Below are 15,366 nucleotides of genomic sequence, written 5' to 3'. Positions count from 1 at the left end.
GGAGGGTATTTATATTGACAAATCGTGAACTTGATCTCGAATGGATGGAACTCATTAAACAAGCACTGGACGCCGGTATTTCTAAACAAGAAATCAGAGAATTTCTCCACAATCAAACCCAGGAACTAAAAGCCGGGTACAAAGTGATTTAATATAAATAAAGTCTTGCGAATTCTTCGCAAGACTTTATTTATTATCTTATTTTCACTTATGAAAGAGATCATTGATAATAAGTAGAATCCAATTGTAAAAACGAGCGCCATTAGGATGACTGAAATCCCTCGGATATTTTAAAAATTTGAAAACTTACCATATTTTTCTGAAATATTTCACCTGTCTATAAAAAAATCAATATGGTATAGTTATATAAAGAATATACTAACAAATCAGGGGGTACTTTACATAAATGTTAGAAAAATTACCATCGGGAACTAAAATAAGTATTACCCGTTCAATTAAGACCTCATTTGAAAAATATATGGCTTCCATTCAATGGGATGAAAATAAGTATAGTATACAGGATTTTATAACAGTATGGCGTGAATACATAAACAACCATGCATCATGGTATAAGAACCTGGATGAAGAAACTAAGAATGATCCACAGTTTCATCAAGAACTGTCAATCAAGATAAATGAAACAATTGAAAAGATTCTCTCCGAAGAACCGAATGAGGAACAGATTGAGAGTATTCATCACTTACAAGATCAATTAGGAACAAATATTCATTATTCGTGTAAATCAGAAGCAAAATTCTTGGAAGAAAAATTGAATCTGATGTCCAAGAATAAGTAATAATAACATTTATTTATCAGAGTTACCGAGAAAAATGAGACGTTAAAGCCTTATCATAGCAAGGTAAAATAGCCTTGAACAATAAATAAAGTCTTGCGAACCCTTCGCAAGACTTTATTTATTGCCTAATTTCCATTTATTAAATTCAATGAACTCCCGGAACTGTTCCTTGGTGATTCCTGAGTCCATCGCTTCTTCTGCAATCTTCATCCACTCGTGATCAATGTTTTGATCCTCGGGTTGATCATATAGGAGAGCATCCATGGGAATTCCTAAAGCCGCGGATACTTTCTCAAGGAACTGAATAGAAGGGTTTTGTTGAAGGTTCCGTTCAATTGAACTCAAATAGGACTTCGCTACGCCGGCTTTTTCAGCGAGCTCCGTCATGGACATCCTTTTTTCTTGTCTATATTTCTTAACTCTCTCTCCAATCATCAGGGACACCTACCTAATGACTTCATTATTGAAGTCACAATATTAACTACAATTATATCATAAACATTTCGACAAGAAATTACATATTTTCGTATTATTAAACGCTCGGCTTTGCTGTTGCCAGGATCCTTGGCTTAGAAATCATCTTCTTGCGGAACTCACGGACCAGTTCATCCCCTGAGTATCCTTTCTGCACGAGGTCATCAAGCAGAATCTCCGCATATTCATTGCGTTGTTTCTTTAATTTTCCTTCAAACATAATGCTGATATGTTCATCCATCTCCTTGATGCAACGGATGGATGTCATGAAGGCAGCGGGATCATTGGCTGCATGGGAAATCACGACCTGGATTTCCAAATCTTCCTTCCTTTGCTGTGCCTTTTGGAAAAATTCAATGTATTCATTCGACATATATGTTTCGACAAGCCAGGTTTTCTGACCGTCTTCTTTATTGATGATCAGACCGTCCACAAGCTCAAAGTCATGCAGTTCCTCGTCCTCCACTACTTGAAGGGAAATCACTTTAAAGGTTTTCATGAACGAACATCTCCCATTTAAAGGTTTTATCAAATTATATCACAGGCCGAATTGTTTTCCCTAATACATTTACCGATGAAAAAAATGACGAAAGATGCAATTTTGTGTTTTTGACCATGTTTTTAATGAAAAAGTGGAAAATCTCCCTAGGCGAATTTCCGAAATTCAAGCCGTTTTTGCCTCGAATTTCGGAAATTCACGATTTTACAAGAGTTGCAGTTCGAAGGTAAGATGATTACACCTTAACAGAAAGGAGGAAATGAACCCAAGTGATCAACCAAGTGACCCTGGTGGGAAGGCTGACGAAAGATCCGGAAGCGAGAAAAACGATGGAAGGAAAATCAGTACTTAGCGTGACGATTGCCGTGAACCGGCCATATAAAAACCAGCAAGGTCAGATCGATGCAGACTTTGTACTCTGTACGATATGGAACCGTGCAGCGGATAATACGGAGAAATACTGCAGGAAGGGTTCCGTCGTCGGGGTGACGGGGCGCATCCAAACTCGATACTTTGAAAATGATCAAGGAAAGCGCACCTATATCACAGAAGTCGTCGCTGAAAACATCCGGTTCCTGGACAGTAAGCAGGCGTCCCCAGTGACACCTGAACGAAGCAAGAAGGAACCAATCGAGTTGCCGTTCTAATATTTTCGCGAGGGAGATGGAGTTGTGGCCTCACTGCAAGAACTTGAACAAAGAGTCGATCGACTGGAAAAAATGACGGAAGACCTCATTAAAAAAGTAGCAAGAGTCAATGTCGAAAACTTCTACTTATCTCAGCGGGTAACCGCCCTTGAACAAGGGTATGAATATCCGAACCCGGTTTTGAAAACCTCATCTTGATTTTTTTTAACCCTCAACCAGAACTCTTTCCATAAGTAGCAATCCAACCAACCTATAAGTAATGTCTCAAAGTCCAACGGTCACCCGAAAGATTCCCCTGATTTGCCTCATTAGATATAAACATGTGTAGCGGTAAGTGAAAGTGAAATATTCCCCTTTTTGTCTTCATATTGAGCCGGTTTCCTTGAGGGGAGGCTGGTGTTTTTTTGTTTTAATTTTTACAAATATATTTGTAAAATAAAGAAGGATTATATCTTCTTGGGTTAATAGAGGAGGTGGGTTTGTACAGCTTTTGGCGTGAAATGGGACGGATTTGAGAGAAACTAGGAAGCGGGGAGAGGGAATCCCTTATTTGAGCAGGTTTTAGACATTTATTTAATAAGAAAATTGAGCTGCATGAGTGTGGAGAGGTTCGCAATGAAATTAATTGCGTCATTTTCTTGAATGATTGCGTCATTATCAACTTAATTGCGTCATTTCCATGGTAATTGCGTCATTATTTCACTTATTGCGCATTTTTCCATATTAATCCATATCGAGGCGTTAACCAACAAAAAACCCCTTTCCCACAAAAGGAAAGAGGCTCATCAATTCTATTCCAACACCAACAAAGATTCCAAATCCTGATCCGATAATTCCGTCACCCACTGATCGCTGCGGATGATCTCATCGTTCAGAGCCTGCTTCTTCATCAGCATGGCATCGATTTTTTCTTCGAGGGTGCCTGATGACACGAGCTTGTGCACGTGGACGAAACGTTTCTGGCCGATCCGATAGGCACGGTCGGTGGCCTGGTTTTCGACGGCCGGGTTCCACCAGCGATCGTAGTGGACGACGTGGTTGGCAGCGGTCAGGTTCAGACCGGTGCCGCCGGCTTTCAGTGACAGAAGGAAGACAGGGAATTCACCGTTCTGGAATTTCTCCACGAGTTCATCCCGTTTTCCTTTGGCCATGCTTCCGTTCAAGAACGGAACATCCACATCGAATTCTTCTTTCATCACGTCCTGGATCATCTCGCCCATTGAGATATACTGGGTGAAAATCAGGCAGGCTTCGCCGGATTCGAGGGCGGTTTCCACTATGTCCTTCAGCTTTTGCATTTTTTCAGAGCGGGATAGGATGGACTTTGGATCCGGTTCCTTTAAATAAAGAGCCGGGTGGTTGCAAAGCTGCTTCAGCTGGTTAAGCATTTGCAGGATCAACCCTTTGCGCTCAAATCCGCTCAGTGTTTCGATTTTAGCAAGTGTGTCCTTAACGAGCTGCTCATACAGGGCCGCCTGCTCGGCAGTTAGATGGCAATATTCTTTCTGCTCGAGTTTTTCAGGCAGATTCAATTCGACTTCAGGATCTTTCTTCGTACGACGCAGTAAGAATGGCTTGATTTTAGCCTGAAGTTCTTTGACTTTTTCTTCGTTCTCATCTTTTTCAATGGGAGCGATGTAATTTTTCTGGTACTGGGTGAACCCACCGAGATAGCCGTGGTTCAGGAAATCAAAGATCGACCACAGTTCCGACAGACGGTTCTCCATCGGGGTCCCTGTGAGGGCAATATGATGCTTGCCGCTCAGCTTGCGGATTGCACGGGACTGCTTCGTATTGGCGTTCTTGATGTTCTGGGCTTCATCAAGGGAGATCGATGTCCATTCGACGAGTGATAGTTCGTCATAATCAATATGGGACAATCCGTAAGAGGTGAGCACTACATCGACGTCCTTGATGGCAGCCGCAAAACTCTCACCCTTCGCACGGGTCGGGCCGTAATGGAGATGAACCTTCAAGTCCGGAGCGAACTTCTCTAACTCACGCTGCCAGTTTCCGAGAACGGAAGTAGGGGCAACGATAAGGGAAGGAGTTTCCGGTTTCTCTGTTTCCTTCACATGCTGCAGGTAGGTGATCAGTTGCACGGTTTTTCCGAGTCCCATGTCATCGGCAAGACAGGCGCCGAAGCCGAACTTCCGTAAAAAGAGCATCCAGCTCATCCCCAGCTGCTGGTAGGGGCGGAGTTCGCCGATAAAGGTATCAGGTGTTTCCGTCAACGGAATCGACGACACATTCGTCAGCTGATGAACCATTTTTTTCATGGAGCGGTTGAGTTCGAGCTGGATCCTGGCGTATTTGTAAGGGTCATGCTCATCGTCTTCTGGATCCACGTCCGACTCATCGCCGTCACGGGGGACAAGCTCCTGTTCGAGCATATCCTGGATCGAGATTCCTTCCTGCTTGGCTTTCGTCATCATCTGTTGGATCCGACGAATCATGGCAGGATCGAGCTTCATCCACTGACCGCGAATTTTCACCAACCGGCGCTGATCATCGACTAGCTGATTGAAGTCGTCCTCTGAAAGATTGACGCCGTTCATGGAAAGACGCCAGTCGAAATCGAGCATGGCGTTGAGGCCAACGAAGGATTTACGATAGGTCGTATCCGTGTTTTTCAGCTTGGCTTTTACGAGAACCTGAGCATCTTTCATTGCTTCCCACCAGGATGGGAGGAGGATCTCGATGTCGAGATCGATCAGTTTCTCACTGAGCACGGATAAGAAATCCCAGGCATCATGCTCACCGAGAGCCGTCCGGAGTGAGCCATCCGTGTCGCGGAGGATCGGCAGCATCTTCATCCAGCGTTCCTGTTCTTCGGATACATCCGGGAGATGTTTTTTCCAGGAAGGAGGGACCGTGTCTTCAGCAAGGGATATGATCCGATTCTGTTTCTTTCGGTCTCTTAAAATCGTTTCAAGCTCCCAGGATTCATCTTCATCGAGGGGTTCTGTGATCCGGAGCCCGATGGAAAACGGCAGCTCCTCATCGACGCCTGCGATCCATTCACTCCAACGTCTTTCATCAAAGTACGCATCCAGTTCTTCAGACGTCAGCGTACTCTCCTTCAGCTTCTGGATCCGCTTCATCGCACTCGAACCACCCGACGCCATCGCCTCATTCAACGCACCCTGAAACCAGGATTCTGTTAAATGTTTGAGGGACGGACCTCCATGGGGAAGCTCTTCTTCCCAGAATTCGTCGTTGAAGTTCGACCAGACTTCATCCGGGATGTGAAACTGCAGTCCCTTTTCCTGCCACTCTTCAAAGCGCGGCAGCCACCGTCCGGCTTCGACGGCCTCATAGATGACAGGGGCAATCGCGATGCATGCCTGACCGGTTTCATCCCAGTCCCACTGGATCATGCCGCTGAAATGCTCGCCGGCAAGAAGGGTCAGAAACTGCCACTTGGTGACAGTGATGCCGCCCTCGGTTTCTTCAAGCAGAGTACCGTAGTAGCTTTCTTCATGCCAAAGAAACAGCTGCCCCTTCCAGTCTTTCGGGGGAAGGAGTTCGCCTTCGTCGTTTTCCGCAGTAATGAAGAAACGGTCTTCATATTCAGTTGTATGGACATTGATTTTGACCGAAGACAGTTTAAGCATCGATTAACTTACCCTTTCTGCACTCTTCTTGGAACGCGCGCAAACGCTTATATTTCTCCAGAATATAGGTGAGATACACATCCCACTTATCTGTTTTCTTCGTTTTTTTATAGATGGTCCTGATCTTCTTCATATAACGGACCGCAAGCTTGTAGCTGTCGCGGTTCTTCTGGTCGATCGCTGTGATGACACCGGCGTAATAGATGGGCAGGGCAAGCTCGGGTGCTTCCTTCGTGACATCACGGAGACCCATGCCTTCCATTTCCCCGATGCTGTAGTTCATATATTTCTGCAGCTCGACCCATTCACGGTAAGCCTTCGCCGTGATGAGATATTCGTTGTATGAGAAAAAGCTATACGGAAGCATGGAAAGGAGCAGCTCGTTCACTAGCGTGCTGTCCTTTTCCATCAGCCAATCCATCGGCAAAATTCTCACGAACCAGCGGACGAATCGGGTCGCTTCATAATAATCAAGGGTCTCGAGATGATCCGGCATCCTCGAGAGGATATTCCGTACCAGGAAGAAACCGACTTCGTACCGCTTCCCGACGAAAAATTTACGGAGCCAGAACTCACTGTAAGCGACAAGTTCTGTTCCAAGTTCATCGACGATTTCACTTGCTTTATTCAAATCCTCAAGAAGGAGATATTGGTGGATAAGGGCGACGTTGTAGAAGGTCGGATCCTGCTTGTCTTGTTCCTCCAAGCGCGTCACTTCTTCGCGGCGCCACGATTTCTGCTTGAACAAGTAGTACCATAAGAAGCGGTACACTTCAGCTTTCATCATCGTGCTGTTCTCCGTTGAATCACTCATTTCGATCGTCTGCTTTTTCAAAAAAGCAATATACGGATCGAAGCTGAACGGCATGGCATGGATCGACAGCTTCTCCACGGCGTCTTCCATTTCGCCAAGGAGGAAGTCATACATGCTGTACTGCTCACGGCTCAGCTCGACATTCCGTTTTTGTAGAAAAAGGTCGATTTCAATTGAGAGGTAAAAAGTCGCAAACAGCTGATAAAGAGGCTTCCATTCCCGTTCGAACGGAGCTTCCTTCATAAATCGCTTCGTGATATTCTGCACGAGGACGTCCATCAAATAGGGCTGTCTTTCAAGTAACTCCAGATCTTCCTTTTTCAGAAGGGAGTCAAAGAAATGCCACCATTCCAGAGGGGTGTTCCCGCGTGTTTTCCGTTCGTTCAATAGATCGCTCGCCTTCTTTAAGGCACCGTGCTTTTTCATTAAATCATCCAGTGATTGTGCCTCCGGAGTGGCAGGCTGTGACTGACTCCGCCAATTCTGGATCCACTCACTGACCCGTCCCACTTTGTTATAGAGCATAAAAAAGGTCGCCATTTGATGCCGGCACCAACTACCTTTAGGACATGAGCACTTGCTTAAAAGGGGGAACAACAAGTTCAGCTCCAAAGTTACAGGCGTCACATCCTGCACCTCCGCCGACACTTCATCATCCCGGACCTTCACGTTCGAAACCAGATTTTGACGGAACAAAAGAAGGCCCTTCGACACGACATTCTTGCTCTCGTCCTGATTCGGGTCCAGTTCACCCTGTATCGACTGACTCATGGGAAGCAACTTATCCTTCAACTCCTGAATACGAATCGACATCAACAAACCTCTCCAATCTATAAAATCGCATTCTTTTATTATAACGCAAAAGGAGGGGGAAAAGGAACATGGGGTGGGGGAAGTGGTAGGAAGGGGGTGTGGGGTTTGTCGAATTGTGTGGGTGGGAGGTGGTTTGGCGGTTGGCTTCGCAACGGGAGGGGGTGATCGATAATAAATGTTGTTAGGTCGATAATATATTTAGAAAGTCTATAATAAATGGGGGGAAGTCGATAATATATCCAGCTAGGTCGATAATATAATTGACGACTGTAAAAAAATTCCCCTGTGAGGTGCCAGGCACCGGCCGCTGAAAAGGGTTTTGAAAATAAAACCCTGGATTTGATAATAAAACGTCAAGATTGAAAATAAATCCCCTGTTATTGAAAATAAACCCACCGATCCCCTATCAAAACCGTCCCAATCCCCACACTACTCCTCTACATGCACATAAAATGTCTCCCCATCATACACATTCACGCTCTTCAACCCCACTTTTTCATCATTTCTCCAATAAAAATCCTTGTTTTCCGGAAAACGGAGCACCTCGTCACCACGCTCCGCCACCATCACAGGGTTTTTAGAGGTCCGTCCCTCAACCGAGACCTCATACCCCCGATCCCGATAGTATGTCATCCCATCCACATACCAGGTGGCAAACGGACCGGTTCCCAATGAAAATCCCATATAAGCAGAAATCACCCGTGGGATGTCGGTGTTTTCGATCAGTCCGACCGGCTTACCTGGACCATATGAGTATAAAAAGACGTCTTCACCAGTGTGGCCGTGGGTGGTGAAGCCAAGATTTGCCCGCTCCGCCATCAGTTTCACCATCTCATTTTCAAGATCGTCTACGCTCTTTGCGGCTTCCATCGTGTCAAACTCCTTCTTGCTCAATTCACCCAGCCCATAGCTTGAAAGAACCTCTTTTAAATTCGAACGATTCTTCTTCATCTGGGAGGTCGCTCCCTTGACGGTAAGCCTGGCTTTCTTCAAAGGTTTGATGAATCGATCGGCTGGCAGACTTTTATAATCACCGTTCGTCCCGTGATTCCCAAGTGTCAGTCCGCTGTTTCCGTGATCGGTCACGGCCACAACCATGGTGTTCCCATCCTTCCGGGCAAAATCAAGGGCTTCACTGACTGCATCGTCAAAGCTCAATACTTCACTGATCATGCCGACAGGATCGTTCTTGTGAGCGGCCCAGTCCACCTTGCTGCCTTCGACCATGAGGAAGAATCCCTTTTTACTTTGAGAAAGCCTTTCAATGGCTGCACGGGTCATCTCTGCAAGGGAAGGCTCATCGGGATTCAGATGAGGACGGTCCAGTTCATAAGAGATATCCTCATCAGCAAACACCCCCCATAGCTTTGGTGAGATCGCACCCCTTAGAAGTCCGTCCCTCTTCCGAACCAACTCATAGCCTGAAGAATGGATCAATTTAAAGAGGTTTTCTCCGTCTTCACGGCTGACCTGCTTTGTTTTCAGCATGCCGTCATCGTCTTTGGTGGGCTTCTTGGTTTGCGGCTTTAGCCATGCTCCGCCTCCGCCCAGAACGACATCCAGTCCTTGGTACACCTGCTGTTCACCGATATCACCGAATTCATCCCGGTTCAAGACATGGGACGTGAACGCAGCGGGGGTGGCGTGCTGGATGGGGGAGGTGGAGACGATACCGGTCTTGTAGCCGGACAGCTTGGCGCCTTCGAGGACGGTCAGAACGGGCCGTCTTTCGGGATTCATTCCTATATAATCGGCTTTCGTCTTCACCCCTGTCGCCATGGCGGAACCTGCTGCAGCGGAATCGGTGATGGCGGACTGGGCGGAATAGGTCCGGACACCGCCTCTGAGAATGGTATCGAGCTTGAGGTCCGTCCCTCGATACCAGCGGGACAGGGTGAGGATGTCGGAGTTGGTGCCGTCCATGATCATGAGGATGACGTTTTTGTGGGGTGGGGTGGCGGCGGTTGTAGAGGGGGCGGGTATGGTGAGGGTTAGGAGTGATAGGAGGATGGTTAGCTGTTTGATTGTTTTCATGGTGGATTCGGGCTCCTTTTCATTTAATGTGGGTATAGTATTTGTTGGTGGGGGAGGAGTATGTATAGGAAAGGGGGTTTTCGCGATCTTTTTATCTGTTGTACAATGAAAATAAAAAGGTTTGTGGAAAGACGTGTTTAAAAAGAATAGTATCTTAATTTTTACACTGATGGTGGTTGTGACCATTTTGGTAGTTTCGCACACTTCCTTTGAGGCAGTAACATTACTAGGGGTAGTGTTTGTAATCTTTATGTTTCCTGGCATTAGGGGGATAATTTCCAAAGATAACTTCCGTAAAGTCAAAGCAGCCATATATACCTCCATCTGTTTTACCATTGGGTTATTCATTTTTTACTTTGTCGTGTCTCTTTTTAGAGGGAATGCTTATATGGTTGAGGGTGATTATCTCCTATCTATGGTAGTGGTGTTTTTACTTAGTCTGCTCGGAAACTTTGTGTATGGTTTGCCTGCTTCGTTGGTGGCGGAGGGCATTTCCATGAAGGTTTTGAGGAATCGCAGGTGGGTGTCGGGACTTATACATATTGGATTTGGAGCGTTGACCTACTTTATTTATCCTGGAATCTCATTGCCTGCAGTATGCTGTTCGGTCATATTCTTTCTTTGGGATGAAAGAATGAAAATGGATGATGGAAGTTGAAAAAAACCAAGAATGCAGAGGCATTCTTGGTTTTTTGTCATTTTATTTCCGTTCCAAAATCCCCAACAATAAATTCTCGAGGATCGTTGGACGATCGAATTTCTTCAAATCCCTGAGTTTCACTTTATCCCAATCAAGGGCTGTGATGAATGCAGCATCTTTTTGAAGGGCCGGGATCTCGTCAGGATAGACGATATAGTATTCCCCTGCTTTTACTCCGGATTTGATTTGCTGCTGTCCGCCCACTGTAAGTCCGGTTTCGACTTTTCGTTTTTCGACGGTTCCTTTTGGTGTTAAAATCCAAATGTATTTGTATTCCCCATCTTTTTCAACAGCCGTCATTGGGACCACAAATGCGCCCTTTACTTCATCCGTGATGATGGATAGGAAGACATGGTGTCCTGGAAGCAGTTCGTTTTTTGTGTCCTGCAGTTTGATTTCTACAGGGTACAGACTGTCGGTTTGGATGTGAGGATCGTTCTTTGGCAAGGTTGCTACCCGGGTAACGATTCCTTTTTGGGTCTTTTTCTCAACATCCGATTGAACGGTTGCGCTCATGTTTTCATCGACTTTGACGATTTCTTTTTCCGTCAGTTCGGTTGTGACGACGGTGGACTGCGATGCGATCGTGATCAATGGATTGTCGATCGCATGGGAAAGGTCCTTAATGGTTCCGTCCACGCTGCTTTGGACGGTCAGGGTCGTTTCGTATGATTCGATATCCTTGATTTGGCGCTCAAGATTGTCGATTTGGCTTTCAAGGCGATCGATTTCCAATTCTTTTGCGGCAATCTCTTTTTTCAGATCATATTCCGATTGAAGGGCACTGGCGTCGATCGGTATTTCTTTATCATCCGTTGAGCCTGATGGAAGGGATGATTCCAGTCGCTTCAGGTCGGAAATATTATCTTCGATGCTGTCGATCTCGTCTTCGAGCTGATCAGCTTCTGATTCCAGTACGCTCTTTTGCTGAGATTGATCGGTTACTTCGTATTCATAGAGGGGAGTTCCCGATTTGATCTGATCCCCTTCCTTGACGAGGAATTTTTTGAAGGAACCGAATTCATCGTTAAAATAGATGTAGTTTTCTTCTTCGGAAGCGACGACTCCTGCTTTCGGCATTTCTTTGGCGAGAGACCCTTTGTTGACGGGTTCCCATTCGGCGACGCGGACCTCCCGGTCGACTTTACTGTCCGCTTTTTCAATGAGATAGGTATTGGCACCTATAAAAAGGAGCGACACAGTGAGGGTGGTGTATATTATGGTTCGTTTATGCATGATTGTTCACAGCCTTTAAATAGTTAGATTAGAGTGGATAAATCCAGGAATGCCAGAAATGCAGTAGCAGCCCAGAATAGTAGATTTGTTAATAAAATCACGAGCCAGATGAGCCAGTTTTTTTGCTGGGTGAGTCTCTTGACTCCTTTATATTGAATATAGAAAACCCATATCTTAAAGAGGGAGAAACAGCCCAGGAAATAGATGACCCATGGTTTAGCGGTTATGTATTGAGCGATGACTCCGAGTGATAGAGGCGATGAGAACCAATCAAGTGAAAGGAAAATGGATAAAGGAATGTACGTTAGTCTTTCAATTAATAAAATGATAAGAACTAGGCTTTGCGTGATGACGAGCTTGCGATATTCCCCTTCGTCTGAAATCGTCCAGAAAATCAGGGCTGGTACAAACAGGATCACCGCCGCATATAATATTCCAGAAATGATTCTACCTAATAAAAATAAGAACTTTTCCATCTCGAATGTGAAAGGTGAAAGTTTCGTCAGTTCCTTTGATAGAGGATCCATTCCGATTCCAAAGGAAGATATGAGGCCAAAGACAAGGGCAGACAATAGGAAAACAAGGAATATCTTTTGTTTATATCCTCTTAATACTTCCGTTTCTTTCAATTGATAAAAGAAGTAGGATGGTTGTCTTAATCCCCGGATGAGTTTAACTTCTTTATGCATATATGGTTGCCTCCAACTAGTTTAGATTACTTCTCTTATTCTATCGAAAAACCCCGAAACTTTCCATAAATTGTAGAATGAAAGTTTATAAAATTAAAAAAGCGCCTCAGGACGCTTTTACATGTTGTACGTTAAAAATGTTGTGCCCGCTATAAGCGCGACAGTAAAAACAAATAAACCTATGTACATCCACATTTTTCGAGCTTTCTTTTTCACTACTATTTCTTCGGGTGTCAAAAACGACAAAATAATCCCTCCTTGGTTTGGTAGCTGGCTGGCATGTAATAGCCCCTTTAGCTTTGCGTCATCACCTTTCGATGATTTTGCCACTTTTCAAGACCATACCACTATTATATCGACAAGAGGGTAGAGTAGTTGAATAGGTATATAGTCATTTTTTAAGATAATTCTCAATAAATTTTATCTTCCATTTAGTGGTTTTTTCTGGTAATATAGCATAAAATTGATGTTTGAAAAACCGTCTAATAGTGTAATAAAGTGATATAAACTGTTTAATGATGTAGGAGGTTGTCATTTTGAAAGGAAATGTGAACGGCGATCAGCATATTCTGAACGTGATCCAAAAAGCGTTCGACAAAGGTCAACAAGGAAACATGGACACCAACACAATGATTCACTGGCTCAAACAAGAACTCCAATCAGGATACACCATAGATGCAAACCAAAAAGCGCTCTAGACCCCCAACCCGGGAATCTAGGCGCTTTTTTTGGTGGAGGGACCTGTCTCAACATATAGAGGGACGGACCTCGCTTTTATGAGGAGATGGGAGCGGAAATCCCGGTATAACAGGGTTTAAGTTGCGGATAGTGAGGTCCGTCCCTCCCACAGGATTCTACCAGCCCTTCATCGTCTGATAAAAGTGGTTGACGTGTGCGATGAATTTTTCTTTGCGCTTGTCTGTGAAGTAGGAGAGGGATGACAGGGTTCGCTTGAATTTGGGATGCTCCCCGAGGGTTTTCAGGATTTCTTTTGTTTCTTCGTCTTCAAAGGTTTCTCTCAGAATCATGGGATCGTGACTCTGTCCAAGGCTGTCGCTTTCCTCGCCATACATGATCCGGTTCATTTCATGGGTCGGGATTTTATAGACTTCCTTAAAGGTAAGCAGCATCTTGTAAGGGATGTCCCTTGCACCAGTTTCATAGTTTGATAGTGCGCCCTGACTGATATTCAGGCGAAGGGCGGCTTCTCTCTGGGTAAGCTCCAATACATCATTGCCGTAATGCTGTAATTCTACATGTAGCTCCATTGTTTTCACCGACTATCCCTTTTTTCTTCAAGATAAAGCTTTTATGTAGAGGTATTAGGAAATTACACGTTTTGAAATCGTTATTTTGATTACGATTCGAGATAATTTGGAAAAGGTATACAAAATTACAGTAAAACGTATTAAAATGTAAATATAATTGTAATTTTGTCGAATTGGGGGAAAAGGTGGAGATGGAATGGGGGAACAACCAAGAGGGAGAGTGGCCAATCTTTCAACGAGGGGCGAAAAGAGAGTCATCACATGGATCCAGATGAAACCGGAGTCGAATCTGATATTCAGTACGAAACATCTTGGAAAACAGCGAGTCATCTACTACACACATAACAGCATCACCAACCTTGACGGCCACAGAAGAGAGAGATAGAAGGAGGGACGGACCTCTCTACCCATTTCGTTCACAGAGTTTCGTGAATGAATGGAGGTCCGTCCCTCAATAAAAAAGAGGATTTTACGTATTTGTGTCGAATAGGTTTAGTGTAAGAATATGAGATTTAAGAGAAGGAGTGATGATATGGTTCGAACGCCTCGGAATTGGAGTCCGGGAACGACTTATCATGTGACGGCGAGGGGGAACCGTAAGCAGGATCTGTTTCATGATGATGAAGACCGCAGGAAGTATATAACGTATTTGCAGGAAACGAAAGAAAAGTACCCATTCACCACCCACGCCTACTGTTTGATGTCCAACCACATCCATCTGCTGCTTGAAACCCACGAAGTTCCACTTGAGAGATTCATCCGTATCCTCCATACCCGCTACGCCGTTTATTTCAACAAGAAATATGATTATGTCGGTCATGTGTTCCAAGGGCGGTATGGATCGACCAAGATTGATACGCCATCGTATTTCATTAAAGCGAGCAGGTATATCCACCACAATCCTGTTGAAGCGAAACTCACCATCCACCCCGAGACATACCCCTGGAGCAGTTATCCTTTTTACATCCATTCCATTGATAACCCCTTGCTTTCCAAGGAACGCACGCTCAATTATTTTCCCGCACCACAAATAAGTCGATATAAGGAATATGTAGAGAAAGAAGTACAACACGAAGAACCATATGAAAACCCAATTAAAAAATGAAAAAAGTAAAATATTTTTGGAAAAATATAGAGGGTTTTGAATATTGGTGTCGAAATTCATAAACAGTAGGACAAAATTCCTATTCTGAGGAGGAGGAAAGTATGAGTAAAGAATTTCTTTTAATATTGGAGGATTTTCACGTTTCCAAGAGAATCGTCAAGAAAACAAGAAAACATTTAGTCGTTTTTCAAGGGCAGCATTATTACAATAAATTGGTCGTGGTGAATCGTCCGCCGGGATTTTCTCATGCGCTTGAGAGCATCATGTACTCGGATAAGATTCTTGAAACAGTCGGGTTCACGACATTGTTTGCCGTTCCCGTCGACCGGAGCCACTCCATCCCGTTCAAATTCGTCCGGATAGGCGACAACACACCAAAGGATTGCAAGATCGTACTCGAAAAGCGGGAGGGAACAGAGCAACTGAATATCTTGCCCCTATACCCTGTAGACGGCCCGATCACCAGCGAAGACAAGCAGGATATCCTATCCTACTTAAGCCTGAAATCCGATGACGGAACCGTCACCTATCTTATGAACAATCCCCAGGTATTCAAAGGAAAAGGAAAAAAACAAGAAGAGTAAAGGAGGAATGAGGCGAACCTGAACAGGTACGTCTTTTTTTGAGGGACGGACCTCCACTAGCCCTCCTGTCATAATCCTTCAAAAACCCTT

The 15,366-nt window shown here is 44.7% G+C and carries 17 protein-coding genes and 1 riboswitch; of the genes, 9 read left to right on the top strand and 8 right to left on the bottom strand.

All coding sequences use genetic code 11. From position 1 onward, the window contains the following. Window positions 1–14 precede the first annotated feature (14 nt). Together M1J35_RS01570 and M1J35_RS01565 are read left to right on the top strand one after the other, a co-directional pair. Window positions 15–152 carry an anti-repressor SinI family protein gene (locus M1J35_RS01570; protein ID WP_254652605.1) on the top strand — a complete coding sequence of 46 codons (138 nt, stop codon included), beginning with the start codon at window positions 15–17 and terminating at the stop codon, window positions 150–152. A 254-nt stretch (window positions 153–406) separates the two neighbouring features. Further along, window positions 407–796, top strand: a complete 390-nt coding sequence (locus tag M1J35_RS01565; protein ID WP_254652604.1) for a hypothetical protein — start codon at window positions 407–409, stop codon at window positions 794–796. Between the two features lie 114 nt (window positions 797–910). Here the strand turns inward: M1J35_RS01565 and M1J35_RS01560 are convergent, their stop codons facing one another. Together M1J35_RS01560 and M1J35_RS01555 are read right to left on the bottom strand one after the other, a co-directional pair. Beyond that, the gene (locus M1J35_RS01560) at window positions 911–1,231 is read right to left on the bottom strand and encodes a helix-turn-helix domain-containing protein (protein ID WP_034765209.1); all 321 of its coding nucleotides are present in this window, start codon (window positions 1,229–1,231) and stop codon (window positions 911–913) included. 97 nt (window positions 1,232–1,328) lie between these two features. After that, the gene (locus tag M1J35_RS01555; protein ID WP_254652603.1) at window positions 1,329–1,769 is read right to left on the bottom strand and encodes a YwpF-like family protein; all 441 of its coding nucleotides are present in this window, start codon (window positions 1,767–1,769) and stop codon (window positions 1,329–1,331) included. Window positions 1,770–2,038: 269 nt separating this feature from the next. On the opposite strand from M1J35_RS01555, the gene M1J35_RS01550 reads away from it, so the two are divergent. Both M1J35_RS01550 and M1J35_RS01545 read left to right on the top strand, forming a co-directional pair. Next, on the top strand, window positions 2,039–2,416 hold the full coding sequence (locus M1J35_RS01550) for a single-stranded DNA-binding protein (protein ID WP_254652602.1): 378 nt from the start codon (window positions 2,039–2,041) through the stop codon (window positions 2,414–2,416). Window positions 2,417–2,440: 24 nt separating this feature from the next. Then, window positions 2,441–2,614: a hypothetical protein gene (locus M1J35_RS01545; RefSeq protein WP_254652601.1), complete on the top strand. Its 174-nt coding sequence runs from the start codon at window positions 2,441–2,443 to the stop codon at window positions 2,612–2,614. 593 nt (window positions 2,615–3,207) lie between these two features. Here the strand turns inward: M1J35_RS01545 and M1J35_RS01540 are convergent. The 3 genes from M1J35_RS01540 to M1J35_RS01530 form a co-directional block, all read right to left on the bottom strand. After that, window positions 3,208–6,033, bottom strand: coding sequence for a DEAD/DEAH box helicase (locus M1J35_RS01540; protein ID WP_254652600.1), 2,826 nt, complete (start codon window positions 6,031–6,033; stop codon window positions 3,208–3,210). Then, window positions 6,026–7,660, bottom strand: coding sequence for a hypothetical protein (locus M1J35_RS01535; protein WP_254652599.1), 1,635 nt, complete (start codon window positions 7,658–7,660; stop codon window positions 6,026–6,028). The genes M1J35_RS01540 and M1J35_RS01535 overlap by 8 nt, the downstream gene beginning before the upstream one ends. Window positions 7,661–8,089: 429 nt before the next feature. Further along, a complete protein-coding gene (locus M1J35_RS01530; protein ID WP_254652598.1) occupies window positions 8,090–9,694 on the bottom strand; it encodes an alkaline phosphatase in 1,605 nt (534 codons plus the stop codon). A 415-nt stretch (window positions 9,695–10,109) separates the two neighbouring features. On the opposite strand from M1J35_RS01530, the gene M1J35_RS01525 reads away from it, so the two are divergent. After that, entirely contained in the window at window positions 10,110–10,352 is a 243-nt protein-coding gene (locus tag M1J35_RS01525; protein WP_254652597.1) for a hypothetical protein, read from the top strand. A gap of 42 nt (window positions 10,353–10,394) precedes the next feature. Here the strand turns inward: M1J35_RS01525 and M1J35_RS01520 are convergent, their stop codons facing one another. Together M1J35_RS01520 and M1J35_RS01515 are read right to left on the bottom strand one after the other, a co-directional pair. Next, window positions 10,395–11,630, bottom strand: a complete 1,236-nt coding sequence (locus tag M1J35_RS01520; protein ID WP_254652596.1) for an efflux RND transporter periplasmic adaptor subunit — start codon at window positions 11,628–11,630, stop codon at window positions 10,395–10,397. 23 nt (window positions 11,631–11,653) lie between these two features. Next, a complete protein-coding gene (locus M1J35_RS01515) occupies window positions 11,654–12,319 on the bottom strand; it encodes a hypothetical protein (RefSeq protein WP_254652595.1) in 666 nt (221 codons plus the stop codon). Between the two features lie 262 nt (window positions 12,320–12,581). After that, window positions 12,582–12,657, bottom strand: a riboswitch (cyclic di-GMP riboswitch). A 198-nt stretch (window positions 12,658–12,855) separates the two neighbouring features. Here M1J35_RS01515 and M1J35_RS01510 point away from each other — a divergent pair. Further along, window positions 12,856–13,017: a hypothetical protein gene (locus M1J35_RS01510; protein WP_254652594.1), complete on the top strand. Its 162-nt coding sequence runs from the start codon at window positions 12,856–12,858 to the stop codon at window positions 13,015–13,017. A gap of 156 nt (window positions 13,018–13,173) precedes the next feature. Here the strand turns inward: M1J35_RS01510 and M1J35_RS01505 are convergent, their stop codons facing one another. Next, on the bottom strand, window positions 13,174–13,587 hold the full coding sequence (locus M1J35_RS01505) for a helix-turn-helix domain-containing protein (RefSeq protein ID WP_254652593.1): 414 nt from the start codon (window positions 13,585–13,587) through the stop codon (window positions 13,174–13,176). Window positions 13,588–13,783: 196 nt separating this feature from the next. Between M1J35_RS01505 and M1J35_RS01500 the strand changes: the two genes are divergently transcribed. From M1J35_RS01500 to M1J35_RS01490, 3 genes are all read left to right on the top strand, one after another. Further along, on the top strand, window positions 13,784–13,972 hold the full coding sequence (locus tag M1J35_RS01500; RefSeq protein WP_254652592.1) for a hypothetical protein: 189 nt from the start codon (window positions 13,784–13,786) through the stop codon (window positions 13,970–13,972). Between the two features lie 147 nt (window positions 13,973–14,119). Next, window positions 14,120–14,692, top strand: coding sequence for a transposase (locus tag M1J35_RS01495; RefSeq protein ID WP_254652591.1), 573 nt, complete (start codon window positions 14,120–14,122; stop codon window positions 14,690–14,692). 101 nt (window positions 14,693–14,793) lie between these two features. Continuing rightward, complete coding sequence (locus M1J35_RS01490) at window positions 14,794–15,276, top strand: hypothetical protein (protein WP_254652590.1); 483 nt, start codon at window positions 14,794–14,796, stop codon at window positions 15,274–15,276. Window positions 15,277–15,366 lie beyond the last annotated feature (90 nt).

This window comes from Rossellomorea sp. KS-H15a (assembly GCF_024195245.1).
GTDB lineage: Bacteria > Bacillota > Bacilli > Bacillales > Bacillaceae_B > Rossellomorea > Rossellomorea vietnamensis.
Note: the sequence above shows the minus strand (reverse complement) of the source record. Positions and strands in the feature narration are given on the sequence as shown.

Excerpts from the sequence above, each read along its gene's own strand:
- M1J35_RS01565 (WP_254652604.1), top strand. The coding sequence starts at position 407 with ATGTTAGAAAAATTACCATCGGGAACTAAAATAAGTATTACCCGTTCA.
- M1J35_RS01560 (WP_034765209.1), bottom strand. The coding sequence starts at position 1,231 with ATGATTGGAGAGAGAGTTAAGAAATATAGACAAGAAAAAAGGATGTCC.
- M1J35_RS01555 (WP_254652603.1), bottom strand. The coding sequence starts at position 1,769 with ATGAAAACCTTTAAAGTGATTTCCCTTCAAGTAGTGGAGGACGAGGAA.
- M1J35_RS01540 (WP_254652600.1), bottom strand. The coding sequence starts at position 6,033 with ATGCTTAAACTGTCTTCGGTCAAAATCAATGTCCATACAACTGAATAT.
- M1J35_RS01535 (WP_254652599.1), bottom strand. The coding sequence starts at position 7,660 with ATGTCGATTCGTATTCAGGAGTTGAAGGATAAGTTGCTTCCCATGAGT.
- M1J35_RS01530 (WP_254652598.1), bottom strand. The coding sequence starts at position 9,694 with ATGAAAACAATCAAACAGCTAACCATCCTCCTATCACTCCTAACCCTC.
- M1J35_RS01525 (WP_254652597.1), top strand. The coding sequence starts at position 10,110 with ATGGTAGTGGTGTTTTTACTTAGTCTGCTCGGAAACTTTGTGTATGGT.
- M1J35_RS01520 (WP_254652596.1), bottom strand. The coding sequence starts at position 11,630 with ATGCATAAACGAACCATAATATACACCACCCTCACTGTGTCGCTCCTT.
- M1J35_RS01515 (WP_254652595.1), bottom strand. The coding sequence starts at position 12,319 with ATGCATAAAGAAGTTAAACTCATCCGGGGATTAAGACAACCATCCTAC.
- M1J35_RS01505 (WP_254652593.1), bottom strand. The coding sequence starts at position 13,587 with ATGGAGCTACATGTAGAATTACAGCATTACGGCAATGATGTATTGGAG.
- M1J35_RS01500 (WP_254652592.1), top strand. The coding sequence starts at position 13,784 with ATGGGGGAACAACCAAGAGGGAGAGTGGCCAATCTTTCAACGAGGGGC.
- M1J35_RS01495 (WP_254652591.1), top strand. The coding sequence starts at position 14,120 with ATGGTTCGAACGCCTCGGAATTGGAGTCCGGGAACGACTTATCATGTG.
- M1J35_RS01490 (WP_254652590.1), top strand. The coding sequence starts at position 14,794 with ATGAGTAAAGAATTTCTTTTAATATTGGAGGATTTTCACGTTTCCAAG.